Origin of the sequence: Streptococcus sp. NM (assembly GCF_003390135.1) — a bacterium.
Lineage (GTDB): Bacteria > Bacillota > Bacilli > Lactobacillales > Streptococcaceae > Streptococcus.
The window spans coordinates 43,504-67,830 of the sequence record NZ_QUOS01000006.1 but is presented as its reverse complement, the minus strand read 5'-3'; the positions used below and the strand labels follow the sequence as shown (position 1 = coordinate 67,830).

Genomic DNA, 24,327 nt, shown 5'->3' with positions numbered 1-24,327 from the left:
CTATTTTCCAAAAATCTCTTTGAGGTCTGCGTCAGTAATCCCAATCATGGCCGGGATGCTGTCCCAGTTTTCTTCTGTCAGGATGTAGGATTGTTCAGAGTCACTTGATGTGGCAGTTTCAGAGATAGATTGTTGCTTTTCTTCAACATTCTCCAATAAATCACTGAAACGTTCAATCAGATAGGTTTTTCGGGCAGTTCCGATATGTTGGGTAGCATAGTCGAAGGCCTGTAATTCGCCTAGTAAGATAAGCTTGCTTTTGGCGCGTGTAATGGCTGTATAGATGAGATTGCGCTCCAGCATGCGCCTGCTAGCACTGGTAATCGGTAGGATGACAACAGGAAACTCGCTTCCCTGGGACTTATGGATACTCATGGCATAGGCCAGGCGAATCTTGTACCATTCGTTACGTGGGTAAGAGACCTCGTTGCCATCAAAATCAATGACAATCTCGTCTTGTTTCGATTCGGTATATTTACCAGGAATCAGGTCTGTGATGGCTCCTAAATCTCCATTAAAGACATTGATTTCAGCATCGTTGACCAAATGAATGACCTTATCCCCCTTACGATAGTGGCACTGGGGAGCTTCAAAACTGAGTTGGTCTTTTTGTGGTGGATTGAGCAGGTCTTGCATGAGTTGGTTGATGGAATCAATCCCTGCAGTCCCTCGGTACATGGGAGCCAGAACCTGAATATCACGAGCAGGGGTACCACTTCTAAGGGCAGCGCCTAAAATCTTTTCAATAGTAGCAGGGATATGACCACTAGCGATTTCAAAGTAGGAACGGTCTGCTTTTTTCTGGGTGAAATCAGCTGGCAAGATACCCTGTCGAATCTGACTAGCTAGGGTGACGATGGTTGATTCTTCGCTTTGTCGATAAATTTTTTCCAAGCGAGTCTGAGGAATCAAGGGAATATGAAGCAGATCCGCTAGAACCTGTCCAGGGCTGACAGAAGGCAACTGGTCGCTGTCACCCACTATGAGGATCTTGCTGTTAGAAGAGATGTTGGAGAAGAGTTGGTTGGCCAGCCAAGTATCAACCATAGAAAATTCATCCACGATAATAAAGTCGGCATCCAGATAATCTTCCAGATGGCTGGTGTCATCGTCGCCTGTCATTCCCAAGTGACGGTGTATGGTCGCGCTAGGCAAACCTGTCAATTCATTCATGCGTCGAGCGGCTCGTCCAGTTGGAGCAGCAAGAAGAATCGGCAAATTGCTTTTTTTCCTGAGGTCAAGCCCTTCTAAAAGGGCATAAACAGCGATAATCCCATTGATAACCGTTGTCTTACCAGTACCAGGTCCACCTGTTAGGATAAAGACTTTATTCTGGATAGCATCGCAGATAGCTTGTTTTTGAATGCTATCATAGTGGATTCCCAGATCTTCCTCGACAGTAGTGATATGTTTTTGAATGGTTTCCATATCTGGGCTCTTTTGTTCTCTTTTTTCAAGGATACGAACCAAGTGACTGCGGATGCCTTCCTCAGCGAAAAAGAGGCTGTTGTCAAAAATCTTGGTATCAATCTGCTGAACCTTGTCTTCTTCGATCAGGTAGGAGAGCTCTTGGGCCACTTGGCTGGGATCCAGTTCAACGGGGCGGGAAGACTCAAGGAGGGTAAGGGTTTGTTCTAGTAAATCCCGTGCTTCAACATAGGTATCCCCTGTTTCCATACAGGCCTGAAAAAGACTGTGAACTAGACCGGCGCGGAAGCGTTCAGGAGCCTGACTTTCGATGCCTAGTTCCTCTGCTAATTGGTCAGCAATGGTAAATCCCAAGCCCTTGATATCCTCAACCAGCTGGTAGGGATAATTTTCAACCACATCAAGGGTTTCTTCCTTGTAAAAGTCTTGAATCTGAAAGGCTAATTTATTGGGAATACCGTAGTTAGCAAGTTTGGCCAAAACCATCTCGGTTCCGTAGTTGAGACGGAGGGTGGAGACGAAAGCCTCGCGATTTTTGGCAGAGAGTCCTGCGATGCCTTCTAACTTTTCTGGGTGTTGCAGAATTTCGTCAATGGTATTTTCGCCATAGGTATCCACAATTTTCTGAGCAGTCTTGAGACCAATCCCCTTGAAATGGCTACTTGAAAAGTACTTAACCAAGCCCTTGCTAGTTGGTTTTGCGCGTTCATATCGGCTGATTTGCAGTTGCTTCCCATACTTGGAGTGCTGGACAATTTGTCCCCAAAAAGTATAGTCTTCTCCCTCAATCACATCAGCCATGGTGCCCGTGACAATGATTTCAAAATCATCAAAATCCTCTGCGTCTGTATCGTCGATTTCTAGGAGAAGGATGCGATAAAAATTGCTGGGATTTTCAAAAATAATCCGTTCAATGGTTCCTGAAAAATAAACTTCCATAAGATTCCTTTGCATAAATAGGTGAGAGTTAATACTCTTCGAAAATCTCTTCAAACCACGTCAGCTTCGCCTTGCCGTATATATGTTACTGACTTCGTCAGTTCTATCTACAACCTCAAAGCAGTGCTTTGAGCAACCTGCGGCTAGCTTCCTAGTTTGCTCTTTGATTTTCATTGAGTATAACTTTGTTTCTATCTTAATCAAACTGGGTAGTGAATAATTATCGTCTCACGATAGAAGAAGAGGCTGAGATTGCTGATTCTCGGCCTCTTAGGTCTCTTAAAATGTTCCGATACGGGTGATTGGCCAGAAGCGGAATTTAGCTTCCCCTGTGATATCTTTTGCTTTAAAAGTACCTACGTGACGACTGTCACTTGAAACCAAGCGGTCATCTCCGAGGAGAAGGTATTCTCCTTCTGGGACAGTAAAGCTAAAGTTGGTGTTGTAATTGACATCAACTGTGAAGGCTTGGGCTTTTTCAGCAATACTTCTAAAGAAAGTTCCTTTATTTCCTTCAAACCCCTTGCCTGAATAGGTGCTTTGGAGTTTGTCATCCTTGAAGCGTTTGATGTAGTCAGCTAGGTAAGGTTCATCTGTCTCTTTGTCATTGATGTAAAGTTTATCGTTTTCGTAACGGATGGTGTCGCCAGGCATTCCGATGACACGTTTGACGATGTCCTTATTTCCATCTTCCTCATGGGCAACCACGATATCAAATCGGTCAATAGGTAGGTGTTTGACAACAAAGAGGATTTCGCCATCCGCTAGGGTAGGATCCATGGAATGCCCTTCTACGCGAACATTGCTCCAAAAAAAGATACGACTTAAAGCTAGTAATGACAGAATTAGGAGGAACAATCCCCACTCTTTTAAGAAATTTTTAAATGAATTCATAACTTACCTTTCTAAGCGTTTTTTCGCTTTTTCAGTATTTTTAAAGTGCAGTTTGGCACAGAAGTTAAGTCCCTGCATTCCATAGGCTTGCAAAATCTGGCTAGCAACCTTATCAGAAGCCGTTCCAGCTCCACTTGGAAGTTGATAGCCCAGCTCTCGTCCTAGATTTTCAAGATTTTCCAGAAAGAGATCACGCGCAATGATAGAAGAAACTGCTACAGCCAAGTATTTGCCTTCAGCCTTTTCTTCTAAGCTAATAGGATTGCTGAAACGATTGGCCTCTTGTGCCAAGTACTTGTCATAATTTTTAGCACTGGTAAAGGCATCAATCACAATTTTCTCAGGCTGAATGCCTTTTTGAAGAAGGAGATAGATAGCCTGGTTATGGAGGGCGACCTTAACCGAAACAGCGTTGTAGCGGTCTCCGATGACCTCGTTGTACTTGCTGGGTGAGAGAAGCAGTGCCTGGTGCTGGATTTTTTCTTTGAGGATAGGGGCAATCTGACGGATCTTTTGGTCGGTAAGAGTTTTAGAATCTCCCACACCGAGTTTTCGCAAGAAGTCATGCTGGTCAGGTGTGACAAAGGAAGCAACAACTGCAAGCCCACCAAAGTAGGAACCATTTCCAACCTCATCTGTCCCAATTAAAGGGAAATTTTGTCCCCTGTTTTCCTCTACAACTTGATAGCCAAAGAAACTAGCATATTTCTCAGCTCCTTCTCCTTGAAGCAAGACCTTTCCAGAAGTATAGATAGAAACCGTTGCTTGAGGTAGTTTCAAAAAGTAGCGGATATAGGGATTCTTGCTGGGAGCCAGACTGGTTTGATAGTGTTCAAGAAAAGCCTGAATCTCCTTTTCACTTGGTGTGAGTGTTATACTTGCCATAGTTTCTATTGTACCATAAAAGCAGGTAAATTTGTAAAAACTGACAAAATTAGCGAATTTTGGTATAATATCGTGAGGTGAATTTTATGGCAAATCTAAATCGATTCAAATTTACATTCGGGAAAAAATCATTAACCTTGACAAGCGAGCATGATAATCTCTTTATGGAGGAAATCGCTAAGGTTGCGACAGAAAAATACCAAGCAATTAAAGAACAAATGCCTAGCGCAGACGATGAAACCATCGCTCTTTTGTTGGCAGTCAACTGTTTATCAACTCAGCTCAGCCGTGAGATTGAATTTGATGATAAGGAGCAAGAATTAAAAGAACTCCGTCACAAGCTTGTGACTTGCAAGCAAGAACAGAGCAAGATTGAGGATTCCTTATGATTTCACTCCTTCTTCTATTGGTCTTGGCTTGGGGATTTTATATCGGCTATCGGAGAGGCCTGCTCTTACAGGTTTATTACCTGATTTCAGCCATGGCATCTGCTTTTGTGGCTGGCCAGTTTTACAAGGGGCTTGGAGAACAGTTTCATTTATTGCTACCTTATGCAAATCCGCAGGCAGGTCAGGGAACTTTCTTTTTCCCATCGGATCAACTCTTTCAGTTGGATAAGGTCTTTTACGCAGGGATCGGCTACTTGCTGGTATTTGGGATAGTCTATAGTATCGGTCGTTTACTTGGTCTCCTTTTGCACTTACTTCCTAGTAAAAAACTGGGTGGTAAGTTGTTCCAAGTTTCAGCAGGGATCTTGTCCATGTTGGTGACCTTATTTGTCTTGCAAATGACCTTGACAATCTTGGCGACCATCCCCATGGCGGCTGTACAAAATCCTCTTGAAAAGAGTATCGTCGCAAAACACATCATCCAGAGCATACCGGTAACAACCAGTTGGCTCAAACAAATCTGGGTGACAAATTTAATCGGATAAAAAGGGCAGGAATTTTCCTAGCCCTTTGTTTACAGATTTGACTCGAATCTATCAGAATGTAAAAAGCTACCACACCTAGATATTCAAAGATAAGGAAATAAAGATGAATAAGAAAATATTAGAAACATTAGAGTTCAATAAGGTCAAGGCCTTGTTTGAGCCCCATTTGTTGACCGAGCAGGGCTTGGAGCAATTGAGACAGCTGGCTCCAACTGCCAAAGTAGATAAAATCAAACAGGCTTTTGCTGAGATGAAGGAAATGCAGGCTCTCTTTGTCGAGCAACCGCATTTTACCATTCTTGCAACTAAAGAAATCGCAGGAGTTTGCAAGCGGTTGGAGATGGGGGCGGATCTCAATATCGAGGAGTTCCTCCTCTTGAAGCGCGTGCTTCTTGCTAGCCGAGAACTGCAAAGTTTTTATTCTAATCTGGAAAATGTCAGCTTGGAAGAATTAGCCCTATGGTTTGAGAAATTACACGATTTTCCGCAATTACAAGGAAATCTACAAGCCTTTAATGATGCAGGTTTTATTGAAAATTTTGCCAGTGAAGAATTGGCACGAATCCGTCGAAAAATCCATGATAGCGAGAGTCAGGTACGCGATGTCTTGCAAGATTTGCTCAAGCAAAAAGCGCAGATGTTGACAGAAGGAATCGTTGCCAGCAGAAATGGCCGTCAGGTTTTACCTGTCAAAAACACCTACCGCAATAAGATTGCTGGTGTCGTTCATGATATTTCTGCTAGTGGAAATACCGTCTATATCGAACCCCGTGAGGTGGTCAAACTGAGTGAAGAAATTGCTAGTTTGCGAGCAGATGAGCGCTATGAAATGCTTCGTATTCTCCAAGAAATTTCTGAGCGTGTTCGCCCTCATGCGGCTGAGATTGCCAATGATGCTTGGATTATCGGCCATCTGGACTTGATTCGTGCCAAGGTTCGCTTTATCCAAGAAAGACAAGCAGTCGTACCTCAGCTGTCAGAAAATCAAGAGATTCAACTGCTCCATGTCTGTCATCCTCTGGTCAAAAATGCCGTAGCAAATGATGTCCACTTTGGACAAGATTTAACAGCCATTGTCATTACAGGTCCCAATACAGGTGGGAAGACCATCATGCTTAAAACTCTGGGATTGACGCAGGTCATGGCCCAGTCTGGTTTGCCGATTTTAGCAGATAAGGGAAGTCGTGTTGGTATTTTTGAAGAAATCTTTGCCGATATTGGCGATGAGCAGTCTATTGAACAGAGCTTGTCTACCTTCTCTAGCCACATGACCAATATTGTGGATATTCTTGGCAAGGTCAACCAACATTCACTCTTACTCTTGGATGAGTTGGGGGCTGGTACAGATCCCCAAGAGGGAGCCGCCCTTGCCATGGCTATTCTGGAGGATCTTCGCCTGCGTCAGGTCAAGACTATGGCGACGACCCACTATCCAGAACTCAAGGCCTACGGTATTGAGACAGCCTTTGTGCAAAATGCCAGCATGGAGTTTGATACTGCAACTCTTCGCCCGACCTATCGCTTTATGCAGGGTGTTCCTGGCCGAAGCAATGCCTTTGAAATTGCTAAACGTCTAGGCCTATCTGAAGTTATCGTGGGGGATGCCAGTCAGCAGGTCGATCAGGACAATGATGTCAACCGAATCATTGAACAACTGGAAGAGCAGACGCTAGAGAGCCGCAAACGCTTGGACAATATCCGTGAGGTGGAGCAAGAAAATCTCAAGATGAACCGTGCTCTCAAAAAACTTTACAACGAGCTTAATCGTGAAAAGGAAACCGAGCTTAACAAGGCGCGTGAACAGGCTGCTGAGATTGTGGACATGGCCCTAAGTGAAAGTGACCAGATTCTCAAAAATCTCCACAGTAAATCCCAACTCAAACCCCACGAAATTATTGAAGCAAAGGCCAAGTTGAAAAAATTGGCTCCTGAAAAAGTAGATTTGTCTAAAAATAAAGTTCTTCAAAAGGCCAAGAAAAAACGTGCTCCAAAGGTGGGAGATGATATCGTGGTTCTCAGTTATGGACAGCGTGGTACCCTGACCAGTCAACTCAAAGATGGCCGCTGGGAAGCCCAAGTCGGCTTGATTAAGATGACCTTAGAAGAGAAAGAATTTGACCTTGTTCAAGCCCAGCAAGAAAAGCAAGTCAAGAAGAAACAGGTCAATGTCGTGAAACGAACTTCTGGTCGAGGACCTCAAGCCAGACTGGACCTTCGAGGCAAACGTTATGAAGAGGCCATGAATGAGCTAGATGCCTTTATCGACCAAGCCTTGCTTAATAATATGGCTCAAGTAGATATCATCCATGGTATCGGAACAGGTGTCATCCGTGAAGGTGTCACCAAATACCTACAAAGAAACAAGCATGTCAAGAGTTTCGGCTATGCCCCACAAAATGCTGGAGGCAGTGGCGCGACTATTGTCACTTTTAAAGGATAGCAGTATTCTGGGCTTTATAAAGTAAAAACTGTTGAACTAATTTTTACTAATAAACACATTGACAAAAGCCAACATTTTTTGTAAAATAAGAATCAATTAAATACCAACACCGAATGAAGTTTAATAGAAGTGGCGAATCGTTTGATTTTCCATGACTGTAAATGGACGGAACTCTGGAGAGACCGTAAAGGCACCGAAGGGGCAAGGCAGGCAACTGCTCAAACTCTCAGGTAAAAGGACAGAGCTAGGATAGACCGCTTTTTAGCATTTATCTAAGCATTCCAGAGTACATGTATCTTGCATGTGCTCTTTCTTTTGGGGTTGAAAAGATAGGAGAAGGAAATGTTAGAATTGCTTAAATCAATCGATGCTTTTGCTTGGGGCCCACCCCTCTTGATTCTCTTGGTCGGGACAGGGATTTACCTAACTGCTCGTCTAGGACTTTTGCAGGTTTTGCGTCTGCCCAAGGCCTTCCAGCTTATTTTTACCAAGGATAAGGGACATGGTGATGTATCCAGTTTTGCGGCCTTGTGTACAGCACTCGCAGCGACAGTTGGTACGGGAAATATTATTGGGGTGGCGACAGCTATCAAGGTAGGTGGCCCAGGGGCTCTCTTTTGGATGTGGATGGCGGCTTTCTTTGGAATGGCAACCAAATATGCGGAAGGTTTATTAGCTATTAAATACAGAACTAAAGATGATAACGGTGCTGTTGCAGGAGGTCCCATGCACTATATACTTTTGGGTATGGGAGAAAAGTGGCGTCCCCTTGCGATCTTCTTTGCCCTGGCAGGTGTGCTAGTAGCTTTATTGGGAATCGGGACCTTTACCCAAGTCAACTCGATTACAGAGTCTATCCAAAATACGACGACTATTTCGCCAGCTATCACAGCTCTTGTTTTGTCTGTCTTAGTAGCGATTACCGTTTTTGGCGGACTAAAGTCCATTTCTAAGGTTTCGACTACTGTTGTTCCTTTTATGGCTATCATCTATATTTTAGGAACTCTTACAGTTATTTTCTTTAATATTGGAAAAATTCCTGCCACAATCGCTTTAATCTTGACATCGGCTTTTAGTCCAGTTGCTGCGGTGGGTGGTTTTGCTGGGGCTAGCATTCGAATGGCTATTCAAAATGGTGTAGCGCGAGGTGTTTTCTCGAACGAATCTGGTTTGGGTTCTGCTCCCATTGCAGCTGCTGCGGCTAAGACAAATGAACCGGTAGAGCAAGGTTTGATTTCCATGACAGGAACCTTTATTGATACCCTCATTATCTGTACCTTGACTGGTTTAACCATCTTGGTAACTGGTGTTTGGAGTGGTGACTTGAATGGAGTTGCCTTGACTCAGTCAGCCTTCTCAACAGTCTTTTCACATTTTGGCCCTGCCCTCTTGACCATCTTCCTTGTACTCTTTGCCTTTACGACGATTCTAGGTTGGAACTATTACGGGGAACGTTGTTTCGAGTTCCTCTTCGGGGTTCGCTTTATCTGGCTCTACCGTGTGGTCTTTGTACTCATGGTCTTGTTGGGAGGATTTATCGAGTTGGATATGGTTTGGATTATCGCAGATATCGTGAATGCCTTAATGGCTCTACCAAACTTGATTGCTCTCTTAGTTTTATCGCCAGTCGTTATTGCTGAGACTAAAAAGTATTTTGACAAATAATGAAATCACACCTCGCGTGTGATTTTTTTGCTTTCATAAAAAATTTCTATCAGTGTAATTTAAAATATATATTATACAGGGTATAGAATCTGTGATAGACTAGGTTTCAACAAAATGAAAAGAGGTTTTATGATGACAACATTTACAATCCATACAGTAGAATCAGCACCAGCAGAAGTGAAAGAAGTTCTTGAAACAGTAGAAAAAGATAACAATGGCTATATTCCTAACCTAATCGGTCTCTTGGCGAATGCACCGACTGCTTTAGAGGCTTACCGTACTGTCGGAGCTATCAACCGTCGCAACAGCCTGACACCCGTTGAGCGTGAAGTGGTGCAAATCACGGCAGCTGTGACCAATGGTTGTGCCTTCTGCGTCGCAGGTCACACAGCCTTTTCCATCAAACAAATCCAGATGAATGATGACCTTCTTCAAGCCCTCCGCAATCGGACTCCAATTGAAACAGATCCTAAATTGGACACCTTAGCTAAGTTTACCTTGGCAGTTATCAATACCAAGGGTCGTGTAGGAGATGAAGCCTTGGCTGAGTTTTTAGAAGCTGGTTACACCCAACAAAATGCCTTGGATGTGGTTCTTGGTGTCAGCCTAGCAAGTCTCTGTAACTATGCCAACAATCTAGCTAATACACCAATTAATCCAGAATTGCAACCTTATGCCTAGAAGGAGGAAAGACTATGGGATTTTTTTCAGAAGAATTTTTGAGCTGGTTAGACCAGCATGCTGATGAAATCGACAAGCAGTCTTGTCAAGCTGGAGAGCAGCTGATTGAGAAAATTGCAGCAGAGGGAGCCTTTCGTGTGGGGATTCCTGCATCTCTTGGAGGTTCAGGAGGAAGTGATCAAGATGTCATTGATATCCTTGCAGAGCTTGCACAACATTCCTTAACAGCCTCTTTTATTTCATGGGGACAACGCACTTTAATTGATAATATTCTCCATACAGATAACTCCTATTTTAAGGAAACCTATCTGGAAAAACTCTTGTCTGGAGAATATGCAGGTGCTACTGCCTTGTCCAATGCTGTCAAATATCTATCTGACCTAGAGGAACTGAATGTTCGCGTTCTTGAAGAAAATGGACAATTGTATCTAAAAGGAAGACTGCCATGGGTAACTAATGCTCGAAGAAATCGATTTTTAACTATTTTTGTGGCAGGTTTTACAGATGATCCAAGTACAAGTTATGTGGTGGCTGTACCATCAGATGCAGAGAATTTTAGTCGTTCTGAAGACTTAGAATTTGTTTCTCTTCAAGGAGGAAACACGGCTGCTCTGACTTTTAATAAGGTCCTTTTGAAAGAGGAATGGATTTTATCAAAAGATGCTCACCAATTTTTGGCACAAAATCGTCCAGTTTTTTTAGGCTACCAATTTGGTCTAGCTTTTGGTTTAGCTGAACGTTCTCTATCAGAAGTAGAAAAAGAATTGGGGAAACGCAGTGTATTGACAGATGAGTGGAAGCATCAGGTAGAACAGTTAGATGCTATTCGTCGAGAGCTTTATCGAGGTTTGTCTGACAGGTCTTATTTTGTTACCAATCCGCGTGAACTCTTTCAGTTAAGAATAGACATTGTGGATGTTGTTGCTCAGAGTCTTCTATTAGAGTTACAAGCAGGTGGAGGTAGAGGCTACTTTAGCAAATCAACATCTGGATTTATCCGTAGATGGAACGAAGGAGCTTTTCTTCCAATTGTTTCTCCAAGTGCTGTTCAGTTGCGTCATATCTTAGCAACGAGTTAAAAAATAGTGGAATAAAAACGAAGCTTGAATTTTCAACTTCGTTTTTTATTCCCTCATTTAAGCGCTTTTATGCTATACTGAAACTAATATGATTATTGGAGGTTAGGATGAAAAAACTCCCTTTGGTATTTTCTGGTTGTTTGCTAGGTTTGGCAGGAGCTGGAAATCTCGTTTTAGATACGTTGCCGGTTCTGTCCCATCTTTTTAGTCTGACAGGTTTGGTTTTATGGATTTACTTTCTAATTCTTCATCTCTTTAATTGGAAAGAAACCAAGCAAGAATTGACCAAGCCTCCTCTTTTGTCAGGAATGGCCACCTTTCCCATGGCTGGGATGATTTTATCGACTTATGTCTTTAGAGTCTTTCCTCATTTCCCTTTGGTTGCTCAAGGGCTCTGGTGGTTTTCATTTCTCTTGGATGTAGCCCTGATTGCTGGTTTCACCATCAAGTTTGCCTATCCGGGGCGGAGGGTTCATGCGACTCCAAGCTGGACGGTTCTCTATGTGGGGATAGCAGTGGCAGCCTTGACTTATCCTCTGGTAGGCATCATCGAAATTGCCTATGCGACCTTGAGTTTTGGGTTTCTCCTAACCTTCTATCTCTACCCGCTTATTTATAGCGATTTAAAGAAACATCCGCTCCCACTAGCCATGCTTGGACAAGAAGGGATCTACTGTGCTCCTTTTTCTCTACTCTTGGCTTCCCTAGTTCGAGTTGGAGGAGATAGCCTACCGAATTGGGTCTTGATTGTCATGATATTGGCTTCCCAATCCTTCTTTTTCTTTGTTTTAACTCGCCTGCCCAATATTTTAAAGCAAGGCTTTCAACCAGCCTTCTCAGCACTCACCTTCCCAACCATTATCACAGCTACCTCTATCAAGATGTCTCAGGGAATCTTGAAACTTCCATTTTTGGATTATTTGGTATTAGCTGAAACTATTATATGCCTAACTATTTTATTCTTTGTATTAGGTGCTTATCTAATTTGGTTACGAAAAAAGGTCTATCTAGAAATAGCTAAACCTTATTTTTTATGGTTTGATAACCTCAGCTCCGCCCATGTATGGACGAAGTGCTTCTGGGATGGTCACAGAACCATCTTCATTTTGGTAGTTTTCAAGAATAGCAGCCACTGTACGTCCAACTGCAAGTCCAGAACCGTTCAAAGTATGGAGCAATTTCACCTTGCCATCTGCTTCATCACGGTAACGGATTTGGGCACGACGGGCTTGGAAATCTTCTGTGTTTGAACAGCTTGAGATTTCACGGTAGGTATTTTGCGCTGGAATCCAAACTTCCAAGTCGTAAGTTTTAGCAGCTGAGAAGCCCATATCTCCTGTAGAGAGAGCAACGACACGGTATGGAAGGTTAAGTTTTTGAAGGATATTTTCAGCGTTGGCTGTCATTTTTTCCAATTCTTCGTAAGATTCTTCTGGTTTAGCAAATTTGACCATTTCAACCTTATGGAATTGGTGCAAACGAATCAAGCCACGCGTATCACGACCAGCTGAACCAGCCTCAGAACGGAAAGAAGGACTCATAGCAGTGAAGTAGATTGGCAGGTCTTTACCATCAAGGATTTCATCACGATAGTAGTTTGTCAGAGGAACTTCAGCTGTAGGAATAAGGACGTAATTGCTATCGCTGAGTTCAAAAGTATCTTCCTTGAATTTTGGATATTGACCAGTCCCAAACATAGAATCATGGTTAACCATGTACGGTGTGATGACTTCAGTATAGCCTTCTTTGCCATGTTCATCCAACATAAAGTTGTAGATAGCACGTTCCAAACGAGCACCGAGACCTTTATAGAAGAGGAAGCGAGCTCCTGTTACCTTACCACCGCGTTCCCAGTCAAGGATACCAAGGTCTTCACCAAGATCCCAGTGAGCTTTAGGTTCAAAATCAAACTCGCGTGGAGTCCCCCAACGGCGAACTTCCACATTGTCATCTTCATCAGCCCCAACAGGAACGCTGTCAGCTGGGATGTTTGGGAGAGTAGTGGTAAATTCTGTTAATTTAGCATCGATTTCTGCCAATTCAGCATCCAAGGTTTTGACTTCAGCAGATAGATTTTGCATAGCAGCAATCTTGTCATCTGCATTTTCCTTGTTGCGTTTGGCTTGAGCAATCTCAGCAGAAACTGTGTTGCGTTCTGCTTTGAGAGTTTCAACCTTGACCAAGATGTCACGACGTTTAGCATCGATTTCTTTCATCTCATTCAAGACAGCAGCATCTACACCACGTGTAGCCAATTTTTCTGCGACAGCATCAAAATCTGTACGAATACGTTTGATATCTAACATAAGAACTCCTTTATGAAAAAAGCACACCTGACAAAGCGTTGGAGTGGCAGGGCCACGGTTCCATCCAACTTCACAGGTGTGCACTTGATTGTGTATGCAATTGTTACTAACGGTAGAATTTCACCTATCCCTCCTATCTGCTCGCAGCACCCGCAGACTTTCTGAAAGAAGAAGATAACCTACTTATCCGTTGCTATGATTATACTAAAGTTTCTACTTTTTTGCAAATAGATTTTTAAATTTTTGCCCAATGGTCTGAATCAGGGTAGGAAGTTTGACGACCTTGTCGTTACCCAGTTTTTCGCGAGCAATTTTGAGAATGGCACCTGAGTCTTTTGAAGCAAAGAGGAATTTTCCTCTGTCTGTAAAGACTTCGAAGTGGCGACTGATTTTGCGACCAGTGACATTGGCCCCAATCTGGTTGATATGACTCCAAGGAATCTGGATAAATTGTTCAACATTGACATCTGGGTAAAATTCTAAAGCCTGATCTCCGACAAGAAATTTCCCAACTTTCCCAGCTATAGAGAGGTAGGAGGTGCCTGTCGTATTGAGGAGCACTGTTTTGTTAAGTGATTGAGCCATGCTTAGTCTTCCTTACTTTCGCCGAAAAAGGCATTGTAGAGGGCTTTAATAGCTGCTTTCTCTTGGTCCTTATGGACAACAAACATAATAGATACTTCACTAGAACCTTGAGACATCATCTGGATGTTGATCTTATTTTCAGATAGAGCACGTGTCGCAGTAGCAGTTACTCCGATATGGCTCTTCATCTTTTCTCCAACAATCATAATGATTGAAAGGTCGTGCTCGATTTCTGCATGGTCTACTTCAGCCTTTTGAACCAACTGACGAAGGATTTCTTCTTCCTTGATAGGAGTTAGTTCGCGAGAACGGAGAATGATTGAAAGATCGTCGATACCTGTTGGCATATGTTCCCAACCGATATTAAGATCTTCAAGGATTTGAAGAACCTTGCGTCCAAATCCAACCTCACGGTTCATGAGATATTTAGACATGTTGATGCTGACAAAGCCAGAGTCACCGGCAATTCCCACAACTGGGAATTCATCACTACTATGTTTTAGAACGATACGAGTACCTGGATGGTCAGGGTTGTTGGTATTCTTGATAACGAGAGGGATTTTTCCACGGTAGGCAGGAAGAAGGGCTTCGTCATGAAGGACTGAGAATCCTGCATAGGCCAACTCACGCATTTCACGATAGGTCAACTCAGGGATAGAGTGTGGTTGGTGGATAATACCAGGATGGGCTGCAAAGATACCATCAACGTCCGTAAAGTTTTCATAGAGGTCGGCCTTAACACCTGCAGCAATGATAGAACCTGTAATGTCTGATCCTCCACGTGAGAAGGTACAGATTTGATTTTCCTTGGTAACTCCAAAGAAACCAGGAATGACAAGAACTTCATTTGTATTTGTCAATTCCTCAATCTTGTCATAACTTGATGGAATGATGCGAGCGTGACCAGGTTCACTTGTGACCACAATACCAGCTTCTCTAGGGTGAACATAGCGTGCATCGATCCCGTTTTGATTAAAGTAGGCAGCAATCAATTTAGCATTGTTGTTTTCGCCGGCAGCTAGGAAAGTATCGTAGAGAAATTCATTTTCTTCGATAGGAAGAGTGGCCAAGGCGCGAATGCTTTTTGAAATTTTTTCTAGAACGGCTGGTTTCAGTCCTAATTCACTCACCATAGCAGCATAGCGGTCGATAATCCAATTCTGACTCTTACTAATATCGTTACCAGCGACATAATCGCGATAGTATTTAATTAAGGCATCCGTAACCTTAGTATCCTCTGCATTGCGTTTACCAGGCGCAGAAACGACTACAAAACGACGCTCTGAATCGCTTTTGACGATGTTTAAAACTTTTTCTAATTGACTAGCTGAGGCAAGAGAGCTACCTCCAAATTTAACAACCTTCATAAGAACTCCTAAAGTAAGTATTTTATACGATTATAGCAGAAAGAAAGGCTTTTTTCAATGAAGAAAATAAAATGCGTTCTGGTATAAAGCGAGCCTTTCTAATCGGCTGAGACACTTTCAGTCGATTTTTTCTTGCTTTCTATTCCTAAAAAAGATATACTTTGAAAACAAAATAATTTAAATCGCTTATAAAACAAAAAGGAGTCCTGATGGAACACATTATTTATCAGCTTGAAGAGGACTTGGCAATCCTTACCTTGAATCGTCCTGAGGTCGCGAATGGTTTTCATATCCCCATGTGTGAGGAGATTTTAGAAGCTCTGACTTTGGCAGAAGAGGATCCGGCTGTGCATTTTGTCTTGATCAATGCGAATGGCAAAGTTTTTTCAGTTGGGGGAGATTTAGTAGAGATGAAGCGGGCAGTGGATGAGGATGATATTCCATCATTGACGAAAATCGCAGAATTGGTCAATACTATTTCTTATAAAATCAAGCAAATTTCTAAACCTGTATTGATGGAAGTTGACGGGGCTGTTGCAGGCGCCGCAGCAAATATGGCTGTTGCGGCAGATTTCTGCATTGCTACGGATAAGGCTAAATTTATCCAAGCCTTTGTTGGAGTTGGCTTGGCTCCAGATGCAGGAGGAATTCATCTCTTGAGTCGCAGTATTGGTGTGACACGTGCTGCTCAATTAGCCATGACAGGAGAGGCTTTGACAGCAGAAAAAGCTCTAGAGTGGGGGGTGGTTTACCGCATTTCTGAAGCTGATAAGTTAGAAAAAACCAGAGAACAGCTTCTTAAAAAATTAAGACGTGGTTCAAGCAATTCCTATGCTGCCATCAAGAAGTTGGTTTGGGAAAGCCAATTTAAAGATTGGCAAGATTATGCTACTTTAGAACTGAACCTTCAGGAATCTCTAGCCCAAACGGAGGATTTTAAAGAAGGCGTTCGGGCTCATTCGGAGAGAAGAAGACCTAAATTTACAGGAAAATAAAAAAACACTTGCACCATTCTTTGAACTTTGATATAATTCTTTTGTCAAATGTTTTGATTCTAAAAGTTTTTTTGAAAAGGAGGGAAGGAAAGATTGGACTACCAACGAATTAATGAATATTTAACATCTATATTTAACAATGTCCTCGTCATTGAGGAAGTTAGCTTGAGGGGTAGTCGTTTCAAAGATATCTCCATCAAAGAAATGCATACGATTGATGTGATTGGGAAATTCCCAGATGTGACACCAAGTCAAGTGTCAAAAGAGTTGATGGTGACTCTTGGGACAGTTACGACTAGTTTGAATAATCTCGAACGCAAGGGTTACATTGAACGCATTCGTTCAGAACATGATAGACGTGTGGTGCATCTGCATTTGACAAAGAAAGGTCGCTTGGTTCATAGGCTACATAAACGCTTCCATAAGGCAATGGTTGAAAAAATCATCGATGGTATGAGTAAGCAAGAAATTGAGGTTATGAGCAAAGGTTTGACTAATCTTTATCAATTTTTGGAGGATTTGAAATAATGGCTTTTGCAAAAATAAGCCAGGTTGCTCATTATGTGCCAGAGCAAGTGGTTACAAATCATGATTTGGCCCAGATTATGGATACCAATGATGAGTGGATTTCAAGTCGGACGGGAATACGACAAAGGCATATCTCAAAAACAGAATCTACTAGTGATTTGGCTACAGAGGTTGCTAAGAAACTGATGGAAAAAGCTGGAATCACAGGAGAAGAGCTGGATTTTATCATTCTAGCTACTATTACTCCAGATTCGATGATGCCCTCTACAGCTGCTCGTGTTCAAGCTAATATTGGTGCAAAAAAAGCTTTTGCTTTTGACCTAACAGCTGCTTGTAGTGGATTTGTATTTGCTCTTTCAACTGCTGAAAAGTTTATCGCTTCTGGTCGCTTTCAAAAAGGCTTGGTGATTGGTAGTGAAACCCTCTCTAAGGCAGTTGATTGGTCAGATCGATCAACAGCTGTTTTGTTTGGAGATGGTGCTGGTGGTGTCTTGTTAGAAGCTAGCAAGCAAGAGCATTTCTTGGCAGAAAGTCTCAATAGCGATGGAAGTCGCAGCGAGTGTCTGACCTACGGACATTCAGGCTTGCATTCTCCGTTTTCAGATCAAGAAAATGCAGATTCATTTTTGAAGATGGATGGACGCGCAGTCTTTGATTTTGCTATTCGGGATGTAGCCAAGTCTATCAAGCAGACTATTGATGAATCTCCTATAGAGGCGACAGACTTGGATTATCTGCTACTTCATCAGGCTAATGACCGTATTTTGGATAAGATGGCTAAAAAAATTGGTGTCGACCGAGATAAACTTCCAGCCAATATGATGGAATATGGCAATACCAGTGCAGCCAGTATCCCGATTTTACTTTCAGAGTGTGTAGAACAAGGTCTCATCCCTTTAGATGGTAGCCAGACTGTTCTACTATCAGGCTTCGGTGGAGGTTTGACATGGGGCACGCTCATTCTTACAATTTAGGTAATCATGTGGTGAACACATTGTTATAAAAAAACTATTTATTTTAAAGGAGTCCTATCATGGCAGTATTTGAAAAAGTACAAGAAATTATTGTTGAAGAACTTGGAAAAGACGCATCAGAAGTAACACTTGAATCAACTTTTGATGATTTGGACGCAGATTCATTGGACTTGTTCCAAGTGATCTCAGAAATTGAAGATGCTTTTGATATCCAAATCGAAGCAGAAGATGACTTGAAAACAGTTGGTGACTTGGTTGCCTACGTTGAAGAGCAAACAAAATAAACAGAATATAAATAGAAGGAGTAGGGAAACCCGCTCCCTCTTGTTTAGGCAATAGTTTGATTGTCAAATTATGACGATATCGAACTATTACGTAAGCAAGAAACGATGGAGGCACTATGAAAACGCGTATTACAGAATTATTGAACATTGATTATCCTATCTTTCAAGGAGGAATGGCTTGGGTTGCTGATGGTGATTTGGCAGGAGCTGTTTCTAAGGCTGGAGGGCTAGGGATTATCGGTGGGGGAAATGCCCCTAAAGAAGTTGTCAAGGCAAATATTGATAAAATCAAATCATTGACTGATAAACCCTTCGGTGTCAACATCATGCTTTTGTCTCCCTTTGTGGAAGATATTGTAGACCTCGTTATAGAGGAAGGTGTTAAGGTAGTGACAACAGGCGCAGGAAATCCAAGTAAATACATGGAACGTTTCCATGAAGCTGGTATTACAGTTATTCCAGTTGTACCAAGTGTTGCTCTAGCTAAACGCATGGAAAAAATCGGTGCGGATGCTGTTATTGCAGAAGGAATGGAAGCTGGGGGACACATTGGGAAATTAACAACCATGACCTTGGTGCGCCAGGTTGCTGCTGCTGTATCTATTCCTGTTATTGCTGCAGGAGGGATTGCGGATGGTGAAGGTGTTGCAGCTGGCTTTATGCTAGGTGCAGAGGCTGTTCAGGTTGGAACTCGTTTTGTCGTTGCAAAAGAGTCTAATGCCCATCCGAATTATAAGGCGAAAATTTTAAAAGCTAGAGATATTGATACTACGATTTCAGCTCAACACTTTGGACATGCTGTTCGTGCGATTAAAAATCAGTTGACTCGTGATTTTGAACAAGCTGAAAAAGATGCCTTTAAACAAGACAATCCAGATTTGGAAATTTTTGAACAAATGGGAGCAGGTGCTCTAGCCAAAGCGGTTGTTCACGGAGATGTGGATGGTGGTTCTGTTATGGCAGGTCAAATCGCAGGCCTTGTTTCCAAAGAAGAAAGCGTTGAAGAAATCCTAAAAGATTTGTATTACGGAGCAGCTAAGAAAATTCAAGAAGAAGCCTCTCGTTGGGCAGGAGTTGTAAGAAATGACTAAAACAGCCTTTTTATTTGCTGGTCAAGGTGCCCAGTATCTAGGTATGGGCCGGGATCTCTATAATCAGTATCCTATTGTCAAAGAAACGATTGATCAAGCGAGTCAGGTACTCGGTTATGATTTGCGTCATCTCATTGATACGGAAGAAGAAAAACTCAATCAGACCCGCTATACGCAACCAGCTATTTTAGCAACTTCAGTTGCTATCTATCGTTTATTGCAAGAAAAGGGCTATCAGCCTGATATGGTTGCTGGTTTGTCCCTTGGAGAATACTCTGCCTTGGTGGTTAGCGGTGCCTTGGATTTTGAAGATGCGGTTGCCTTGGTTGCTAAGCGTGGCGCCTATATGGAAGAAGCGGCTCCTGCTGGCTCTGGTAAGATGGTGGCAGTTCTCAATATGCCAGTAGAGGTCATTGAGGAAGCTTGTAAGCAAGCCTCTGAACTTGGAGTGGTTACTCCAGCCAACTATAACACGCCTGCACAAATCGTTATTGGTGGAGAAGTGGCTGCAGTTGACCGAGCTGTCGAACTCTTGCAGGAAGCAGGTGCCAAACGCTTGATTCCTCTCAAGGTGTCAGGTCCCTTTCATACCGCTCTCCTTGAGCCTGCTAGCCAGAAACTAGCTGAAACTCTGGCTCAGGTAAGTTTTTCAGATTTTACTTGTCCTCTAGTTGGCAATACAGAAGCTGCAGTTATGCAAAAAGAAGACATTGCTCAACTCTTGACGCGTCAGGTCAAAGAGCCAGTTCGTTTCTATGAAAGTATTGCAGTTATGCAAGAAGCAGGCGTAACTAACTTTATCGAGATTGGACCGGGGAAAGTCTTGTCAGGCTTTGTCAAAAAAATTGATAAGACAGCTAAACTAGCCAATGTTGAAGATCAGGCTAGTTTGGAAACTTTGCTAGAAAACAAGTAATCCCTTCTCCCATAAATACAAGAGAAAACAGGAGAAAAGAATGCAACTAAAAAATAAAAATATCTTTATTACAGGTTCGAGTCGTGGAATTGGTCTTGCCATTGCCCATAAGTTTGCTCAGGCAGGAGCCAACATTGCCTTAAACAGCCGTGGGACAATATCAGAGGACTTGCTAGCCGAGTTTTCAAACTATGGTGTCCAGGTGATTCCCATTTCAGGAGATGTATCAGATTTTGCAGACGCTAAGTGTATGGTTGATCAAGCTATTGCAGAGCTGGGTTCAGTAGATGTTTTGGTCAATAATGCAGGAATTACACAAGATACCCTAATGCTCAAGATGACAGAAGCGGATTTTGAAAAAGTGCTCAAGGTTAACTTGACTGGTTCCTTTAACATGACACAATCAGTCTTGAAACCGATGATAAAAGCTAGAGAAGGTGCTATCATTAATATGTCTAGTGTTGTTGGTTTGATGGGGAATATCGGTCAAGCTAACTATGCAGCTTCTAAGGCTGGTTTGATTGGTTTTACCAAGTCTGTGGCGCGTGAAGTGGCCAATCGCAATATCAGGGTTAATGCTATTGCACCTGGAATGATTGAGTCCGATATGACAGCTGTTCTATCAGACAAGGTAAAAGATGCTATGCTGGCACAAATTCCTATGAAAGAATTTGGGCAGGCAGAGCAGGTTGCAGATTTAACAGTATTTTTAGCAGGCCAAGATTATCTAACTGGTCAAGTGGTTGCCATTGATGGTGGCTTAAGTATGTAGCAGAAGCTAGAGGTAAAAAAGATGAAACTAAATCGCGTAGTAGTAACAGGTTATGGAGTAACATCTCCAATCGGAAATACACCAGAAGAATTTTGGAATAGTTTGACAACTGGAAAAATCGGAATTGGTCAAATTACAAAATTTGATCATAGTGACTTTGATGTGCATAATGCAGCAGAAATCCAAGATTTTCCTTTTGATAAATACTTTGTTAAGAAAGATACCAATCGTTTCGATAACTATTCTTTGTATGCCTTGTACGCAGCTCAAGAAGCCGTTAATCATGCCAATTTAGATGTAGAGGCTCTTGATAAAGATCGTTTTGGTGTTATTGTGGCCTCTGGTATTGGTGGAATCAAAGAAATTGAAGATCAAGTGCTTCGCCTAAATGACAAAGGACCAAAACGTGTGAAACCATTGACCCTTCCAAAAGCCTTGCCAAATATGGCTTCAGGAAATGTTGCTATGCGTTTTGGAGCAAACGGTGTTTGTAAATCCATCAATACTGCCTGCGCTTCATCAAATGACGCGATTGGGGATGCATTCCGCTCAATTAAGTTTGGTTTCCAAGATGTTATGTTGGTAGGTGGTTCAGAAGCCTCTATCACACCTTTTGCTATTGCTGGTTTCCAAGCACTAACAGCTCTCTCTACTACAGAGGATCCTACTCGTGCTTCTATCCCATTCGATAAGGACCGTAATGGTTTTGTCATGGGTGAAGGTTCAGGGATGTTGGTTCTTGAAAGTCTGGAACACGCTGAAAAACGTGGCGCTACTATCCTTGCTGAAGTAGTTGGTTACGGAAATACCTGTGATGCCTACCATATGACTTCTCCACATCCAGAAGGTCAGGGAGCTATCAAGGCCATCAAACTAGCCTTGGAAGAAGCTGAGATTTCTCCAGAGCAAGTAGCCTATGTCAATGCTCACGGAACATCAACTCCTGCTAATGAAAAAGGAGAAAGTGGTGCGATCGTAGCTGTTCTTGGTAAGGAAGTACCTGTATCATCAACCAAGTCTTTCACAGGACATTTGCTGGGGGCTGCGGGTGCAGTAGAAGCTATCGTCACAATCGAGGCTATGCGTCATAACTTTGTACCAATGACAGCTGGAACAAGTGAAGTATCAGATTATATCGAAGCCAATGTCGTTTATGGACAAGGCTTGGAGCAAGAAATTCCATACGCCATTTCAAATACTTTTGGTTTTGGTGGGCACAATGCAGTTCTTGCTTTCAAACGTTGGGAGAATAAATAAGTATGAATTTAAACGATATTAAAGACTTGATGGCCCAATTTGACCAGTCAAGTTTGAGAGAATTTTCTTATAAGAATGGGACGGATGAGTTGCAGTTTAGCAAGAATGAAGCGAGACTGGTGTCTGAAGTCGCTCCAGCGCCCGTTCTAGCAACACCAAGTCCAGTAGCTCCTACATCTGCTCCAGCAGAGACTGTAGTGGAAGAAACTTCGGCGCCAGCTGAAGCAAGTGTGGCTGCTGAGGGAGATGTTGTAGAGAGTCCACTTGTTGGGGTGGCTTACTTGGCTGCTGGCCCAGATAAACCTGCCTTCGTCACAGTTGGTGATACTGTTAAAAAGGGTCAAACACTGGTCATTATCGAAGCCATGAAAGTCATGAATGAAATTCCAGCACCTAAGGATGGTGTGGTAACGGAAATTCTCGTTTCTAATGAAGAAATGGTTGAGTTTGGTAAAGGATTGGTACGTATCAAATGATTGATATTCAAGGAATCAAAGAAGCTCTTCCCCACCGTTATCCTATGCTCCTAGTAGACCGTGTCTTGGAAGTGAGCGAGGATACTATTGTTGCCATCAAAAATGTGACCATTAATGAGCCCTTCTTCAACGGTCATTTTCCTCAATACCCTGTTATGCCAGGTGTTCTAATCATGGAAGCCTTGGCGCAAACTGCTGGTGTCTTGGAGTTGTCAAAACCTGAAAATAAAGGAAAACTGGTTTTTTACGCTGGTATGGACAAGGTTAAATTCAAGAAGCAAGTTGTACCAGGCGACCAATTGGTTATGACGGCAACTTTTGTAAAACGTCGCGGTAGCATTGCCGTGGTTGAAGCAAAGGCTGAAGTGGATGGCAAGCTTGCAGCTAGTGGTACTCTTACCTTTGCAATTGGGAACTAAGGAGGTTCTCCATGTTTCGAAAAATTTTAATTGCCAATCGTGGTGAAATTGCGGTTCGTATTATCCGTGCGGCGCGTGAATTGGGGATTACAACGGTGGCGGTTTATTCAACTGCTGATAAGGAAGCCCTTCATACGCTTTTGGCAGATGAAGCAGTTTGTATCGGTCCTGGCAAGGCGACAGAGTCTTATCTCAATATCAATGCGGTTTTATCAGCTGCAGTTTTGACTGAGGCAGAAGCTATTCACCCGGGTTTTGGATTTCTCAGTGAAAATTCCAAATTTGCTACCATGTGTGAAGAGGTGGGTATCAAGTTTATCGGTCCATCTGGCCATGTCATGGATATGATGGGGGATAAGATCAATGCGCGTGCTCAGATGATCAAAGCAGGTGTACCTGTTATTCCAGGTTCGGATGGAGAAGTACATAACTCTGAGGAAGCTTTGATTGTTGCTGAAAAAATTGGCTACCCTGTTATGCTCAAGGCTTCAGCAGGTGGAGGTGGTAAAGGGATTCGTAAGGTTGAAAAACCAGAAGACCTCGTTTCAGCCTTTGAAACTGCCTCTAGTGAAGCCAAGGCCAATTATGGCAATGGTGCCATGTACATAGAACGAGTTATCTATCCAGCTCGTCACATCGAGGTTCAAATCCTAGGAGATGAGCATGGACATGTGATTCACTTGGGTGAACGGGATTGTTCTCTTCAACGGAATAATCAAAAGGTTTTGGAAGAAAGTCCTTCGATTGCAATCGGAAAAACGTTGCGTCATGAAATCGGTGCTGCTGCTGTTCGAGCAGCAGAGTCTGTTGGATATGAGAATGCAGGGACCATTGAGTTTCTGCTTGATGAAGCCAGTGGTAAATTCTATTTCATGGAAATGAATACACGTGTTCAGGTAGAGCATCCAGTAACAGAATTTGTTTCAGGTGTGGATATCGTTAAGGAACAAATTCGCATTGCGGCAGGTCAGCCTCTGTCTGTTAAGCAAGAAGATATTGTTCTACGAGGTCATGCCATCGAGTGTCGTATCAATGCAGAAAATCCAGCTTTCAACTTTGCTCCAAGTCCAGGTAAGATTACTAATCTCCATCTGCCAAGTGGTGGAGTTGGCTTGCGCGTGGATTCAGCAGTTTATCCAGGCTATACTATTCCGCCTTATTATGATAGTATGATTGCCAAAATCATAGTACACGGCGAAAATCGTTTTGATGCCTTGATGAAAATGCAACGAGCCCTCTATGAACTAGAGATAGAGGGGGTGCAGACCAATGCAGATTTCCAGCTTGACCTCATTTCAGATCGTAATGTCATTGCTGGAGATTATGATACTTCCTTCTTGATGGAAACCTTCTTACCTAAATATCAAGAAAAAGAATAAAATGACTTCAAGAGTTTAAACCGAAAAGGGGAA

23 protein-coding genes, 1 pseudogene and 1 riboswitch are annotated in these 24,327 nt (G+C 42.6%); of the genes and pseudogenes, 18 read left to right on the top strand and 6 right to left on the bottom strand.

Annotated elements, in window-relative coordinates:
* The 3 genes from DXN33_RS08765 to rnhC form a co-directional block, all read right to left on the bottom strand.
* Entirely contained in the window at positions 1-2,367 is a 2,367-nt protein-coding gene (locus tag DXN33_RS08765; protein WP_115904883.1) for an ATP-dependent RecD-like DNA helicase, read from the bottom strand.
* A 279-nt stretch (positions 2,368-2,646) separates the two neighbouring features.
* Positions 2,647-3,261 carry a signal peptidase I gene (gene lepB, locus DXN33_RS08760; RefSeq protein ID WP_004245100.1) on the bottom strand — a complete coding sequence of 205 codons (615 nt, stop codon included), beginning with the start codon at positions 3,259-3,261 and terminating at the stop codon, positions 2,647-2,649.
* 3 nt (positions 3,262-3,264) lie between these two features.
* A complete protein-coding gene (gene rnhC / locus DXN33_RS08755; protein WP_115904882.1) occupies positions 3,265-4,146 on the bottom strand; it encodes a ribonuclease HIII in 882 nt (293 codons plus the stop codon).
* A gap of 86 nt (positions 4,147-4,232) precedes the next feature.
* On the opposite strand from rnhC, the gene zapA reads away from it, so the two are divergent.
* From zapA to DXN33_RS08720, 7 genes and pseudogenes are all read left to right on the top strand, one after another.
* Entirely contained in the window at positions 4,233-4,535 is a 303-nt protein-coding gene (gene zapA / locus DXN33_RS08750) for a cell division protein ZapA (RefSeq protein ID WP_020901580.1), read from the top strand.
* Complete coding sequence (locus DXN33_RS08745) at positions 4,532-5,080, top strand: CvpA family protein (RefSeq protein ID WP_115904881.1); 549 nt, start codon at positions 4,532-4,534, stop codon at positions 5,078-5,080. Before zapA ends, DXN33_RS08745 begins: the two co-directional genes overlap by 4 nt.
* Before the next feature lie 103 nt (positions 5,081-5,183).
* Positions 5,184-7,520 carry an endonuclease MutS2 gene (locus DXN33_RS08740; RefSeq protein WP_115904880.1) on the top strand — a complete coding sequence of 779 codons (2,337 nt, stop codon included), beginning with the start codon at positions 5,184-5,186 and terminating at the stop codon, positions 7,518-7,520.
* Positions 7,521-7,683: 163 nt separating this feature from the next.
* Positions 7,684-7,772: riboswitch (glycine riboswitch) on the top strand.
* A gap of 90 nt (positions 7,773-7,862) precedes the next feature.
* On the top strand, positions 7,863-9,185 hold the full coding sequence (locus DXN33_RS08735) for a sodium:alanine symporter family protein (RefSeq protein ID WP_115904879.1): 1,323 nt from the start codon (positions 7,863-7,865) through the stop codon (positions 9,183-9,185).
* Between the two features lie 132 nt (positions 9,186-9,317).
* Positions 9,318-9,866, top strand: a complete 549-nt coding sequence (locus tag DXN33_RS08730) for a carboxymuconolactone decarboxylase family protein (RefSeq protein WP_000206768.1) — start codon at positions 9,318-9,320, stop codon at positions 9,864-9,866.
* A 14-nt stretch (positions 9,867-9,880) separates the two neighbouring features.
* The gene (locus tag DXN33_RS08725) at positions 9,881-10,945 is read left to right on the top strand and encodes an acyl-CoA dehydrogenase family protein (protein WP_049487022.1); all 1,065 of its coding nucleotides are present in this window, start codon (positions 9,881-9,883) and stop codon (positions 10,943-10,945) included.
* Positions 10,946-11,052: 107 nt separating this feature from the next.
* Positions 11,053-11,949 (top strand): annotated as a pseudogene (locus tag DXN33_RS08720) (TDT family transporter); the annotation flags it as partial.
* A 27-nt stretch (positions 11,950-11,976) separates the two neighbouring features.
* On the opposite strand, the gene serS reads toward DXN33_RS08720, so the two are convergent.
* The 3 genes from serS to DXN33_RS08705 all read right to left on the bottom strand — a co-directional run bounded on the left by serS (position 11,977) and on the right by DXN33_RS08705 (position 15,203).
* The gene (gene serS / locus DXN33_RS08715; RefSeq protein ID WP_115904878.1) at positions 11,977-13,251 is read right to left on the bottom strand and encodes a serine--tRNA ligase; all 1,275 of its coding nucleotides are present in this window, start codon (positions 13,249-13,251) and stop codon (positions 11,977-11,979) included.
* 213 nt (positions 13,252-13,464) lie between these two features.
* Positions 13,465-13,836: a DUF956 family protein gene (locus DXN33_RS08710; protein WP_000079349.1), complete on the bottom strand. Its 372-nt coding sequence runs from the start codon at positions 13,834-13,836 to the stop codon at positions 13,465-13,467.
* A gap of 2 nt (positions 13,837-13,838) precedes the next feature.
* Positions 13,839-15,203 carry an aspartate kinase gene (locus tag DXN33_RS08705; protein WP_000869665.1) on the bottom strand — a complete coding sequence of 455 codons (1,365 nt, stop codon included), beginning with the start codon at positions 15,201-15,203 and terminating at the stop codon, positions 13,839-13,841.
* Between the two features lie 209 nt (positions 15,204-15,412).
* Between DXN33_RS08705 and DXN33_RS08695 the strand changes: the two genes are divergently transcribed.
* From DXN33_RS08695 to accC, 11 genes are all read left to right on the top strand, one after another.
* Positions 15,413-16,198 carry an enoyl-CoA hydratase gene (locus DXN33_RS08695; protein WP_049552724.1) on the top strand — a complete coding sequence of 262 codons (786 nt, stop codon included), beginning with the start codon at positions 15,413-15,415 and terminating at the stop codon, positions 16,196-16,198.
* 93 nt (positions 16,199-16,291) lie between these two features.
* On the top strand, positions 16,292-16,726 hold the full coding sequence (locus DXN33_RS08690; protein ID WP_049552723.1) for a MarR family winged helix-turn-helix transcriptional regulator: 435 nt from the start codon (positions 16,292-16,294) through the stop codon (positions 16,724-16,726).
* Positions 16,726-17,700 (top strand): beta-ketoacyl-ACP synthase III, encoded by a 975-nt coding sequence (locus tag DXN33_RS08685; RefSeq protein ID WP_115904877.1) that lies wholly within the window; start codon positions 16,726-16,728, stop codon positions 17,698-17,700. The genes DXN33_RS08690 and DXN33_RS08685 overlap by 1 nt, the downstream gene beginning before the upstream one ends.
* A gap of 59 nt (positions 17,701-17,759) precedes the next feature.
* Positions 17,760-17,984, top strand: a complete 225-nt coding sequence (locus DXN33_RS08680) for an acyl carrier protein (protein ID WP_000257838.1) — start codon at positions 17,760-17,762, stop codon at positions 17,982-17,984.
* Positions 17,985-18,100: 116 nt separating this feature from the next.
* A complete protein-coding gene (gene fabK, locus DXN33_RS08675) occupies positions 18,101-19,075 on the top strand; it encodes an enoyl-[acyl-carrier-protein] reductase FabK (RefSeq protein ID WP_115904876.1) in 975 nt (324 codons plus the stop codon).
* Entirely contained in the window at positions 19,068-19,991 is a 924-nt protein-coding gene (fabD, locus tag DXN33_RS08670; RefSeq protein ID WP_115904875.1) for an ACP S-malonyltransferase, read from the top strand. Before fabK ends, fabD begins: the two co-directional genes overlap by 8 nt.
* A gap of 40 nt (positions 19,992-20,031) precedes the next feature.
* Entirely contained in the window at positions 20,032-20,763 is a 732-nt protein-coding gene (gene fabG / locus DXN33_RS08665; protein ID WP_115904874.1) for a 3-oxoacyl-[acyl-carrier-protein] reductase, read from the top strand.
* Between the two features lie 21 nt (positions 20,764-20,784).
* Positions 20,785-22,020 carry a beta-ketoacyl-ACP synthase II gene (gene fabF / locus DXN33_RS08660; RefSeq protein WP_000774074.1) on the top strand — a complete coding sequence of 412 codons (1,236 nt, stop codon included), beginning with the start codon at positions 20,785-20,787 and terminating at the stop codon, positions 22,018-22,020.
* A 2-nt stretch (positions 22,021-22,022) separates the two neighbouring features.
* A complete protein-coding gene (gene accB / locus DXN33_RS08655; protein ID WP_115904873.1) occupies positions 22,023-22,496 on the top strand; it encodes an acetyl-CoA carboxylase biotin carboxyl carrier protein in 474 nt (157 codons plus the stop codon).
* Positions 22,493-22,915 carry a 3-hydroxyacyl-ACP dehydratase FabZ gene (gene fabZ, locus DXN33_RS08650; RefSeq protein WP_000565512.1) on the top strand — a complete coding sequence of 141 codons (423 nt, stop codon included), beginning with the start codon at positions 22,493-22,495 and terminating at the stop codon, positions 22,913-22,915. Before accB ends, fabZ begins: the two co-directional genes overlap by 4 nt.
* Before the next feature lie 11 nt (positions 22,916-22,926).
* On the top strand, positions 22,927-24,294 hold the full coding sequence (gene accC, locus DXN33_RS08645; RefSeq protein ID WP_115904872.1) for an acetyl-CoA carboxylase biotin carboxylase subunit: 1,368 nt from the start codon (positions 22,927-22,929) through the stop codon (positions 24,292-24,294).
* Positions 24,295-24,327 lie beyond the last annotated feature (33 nt).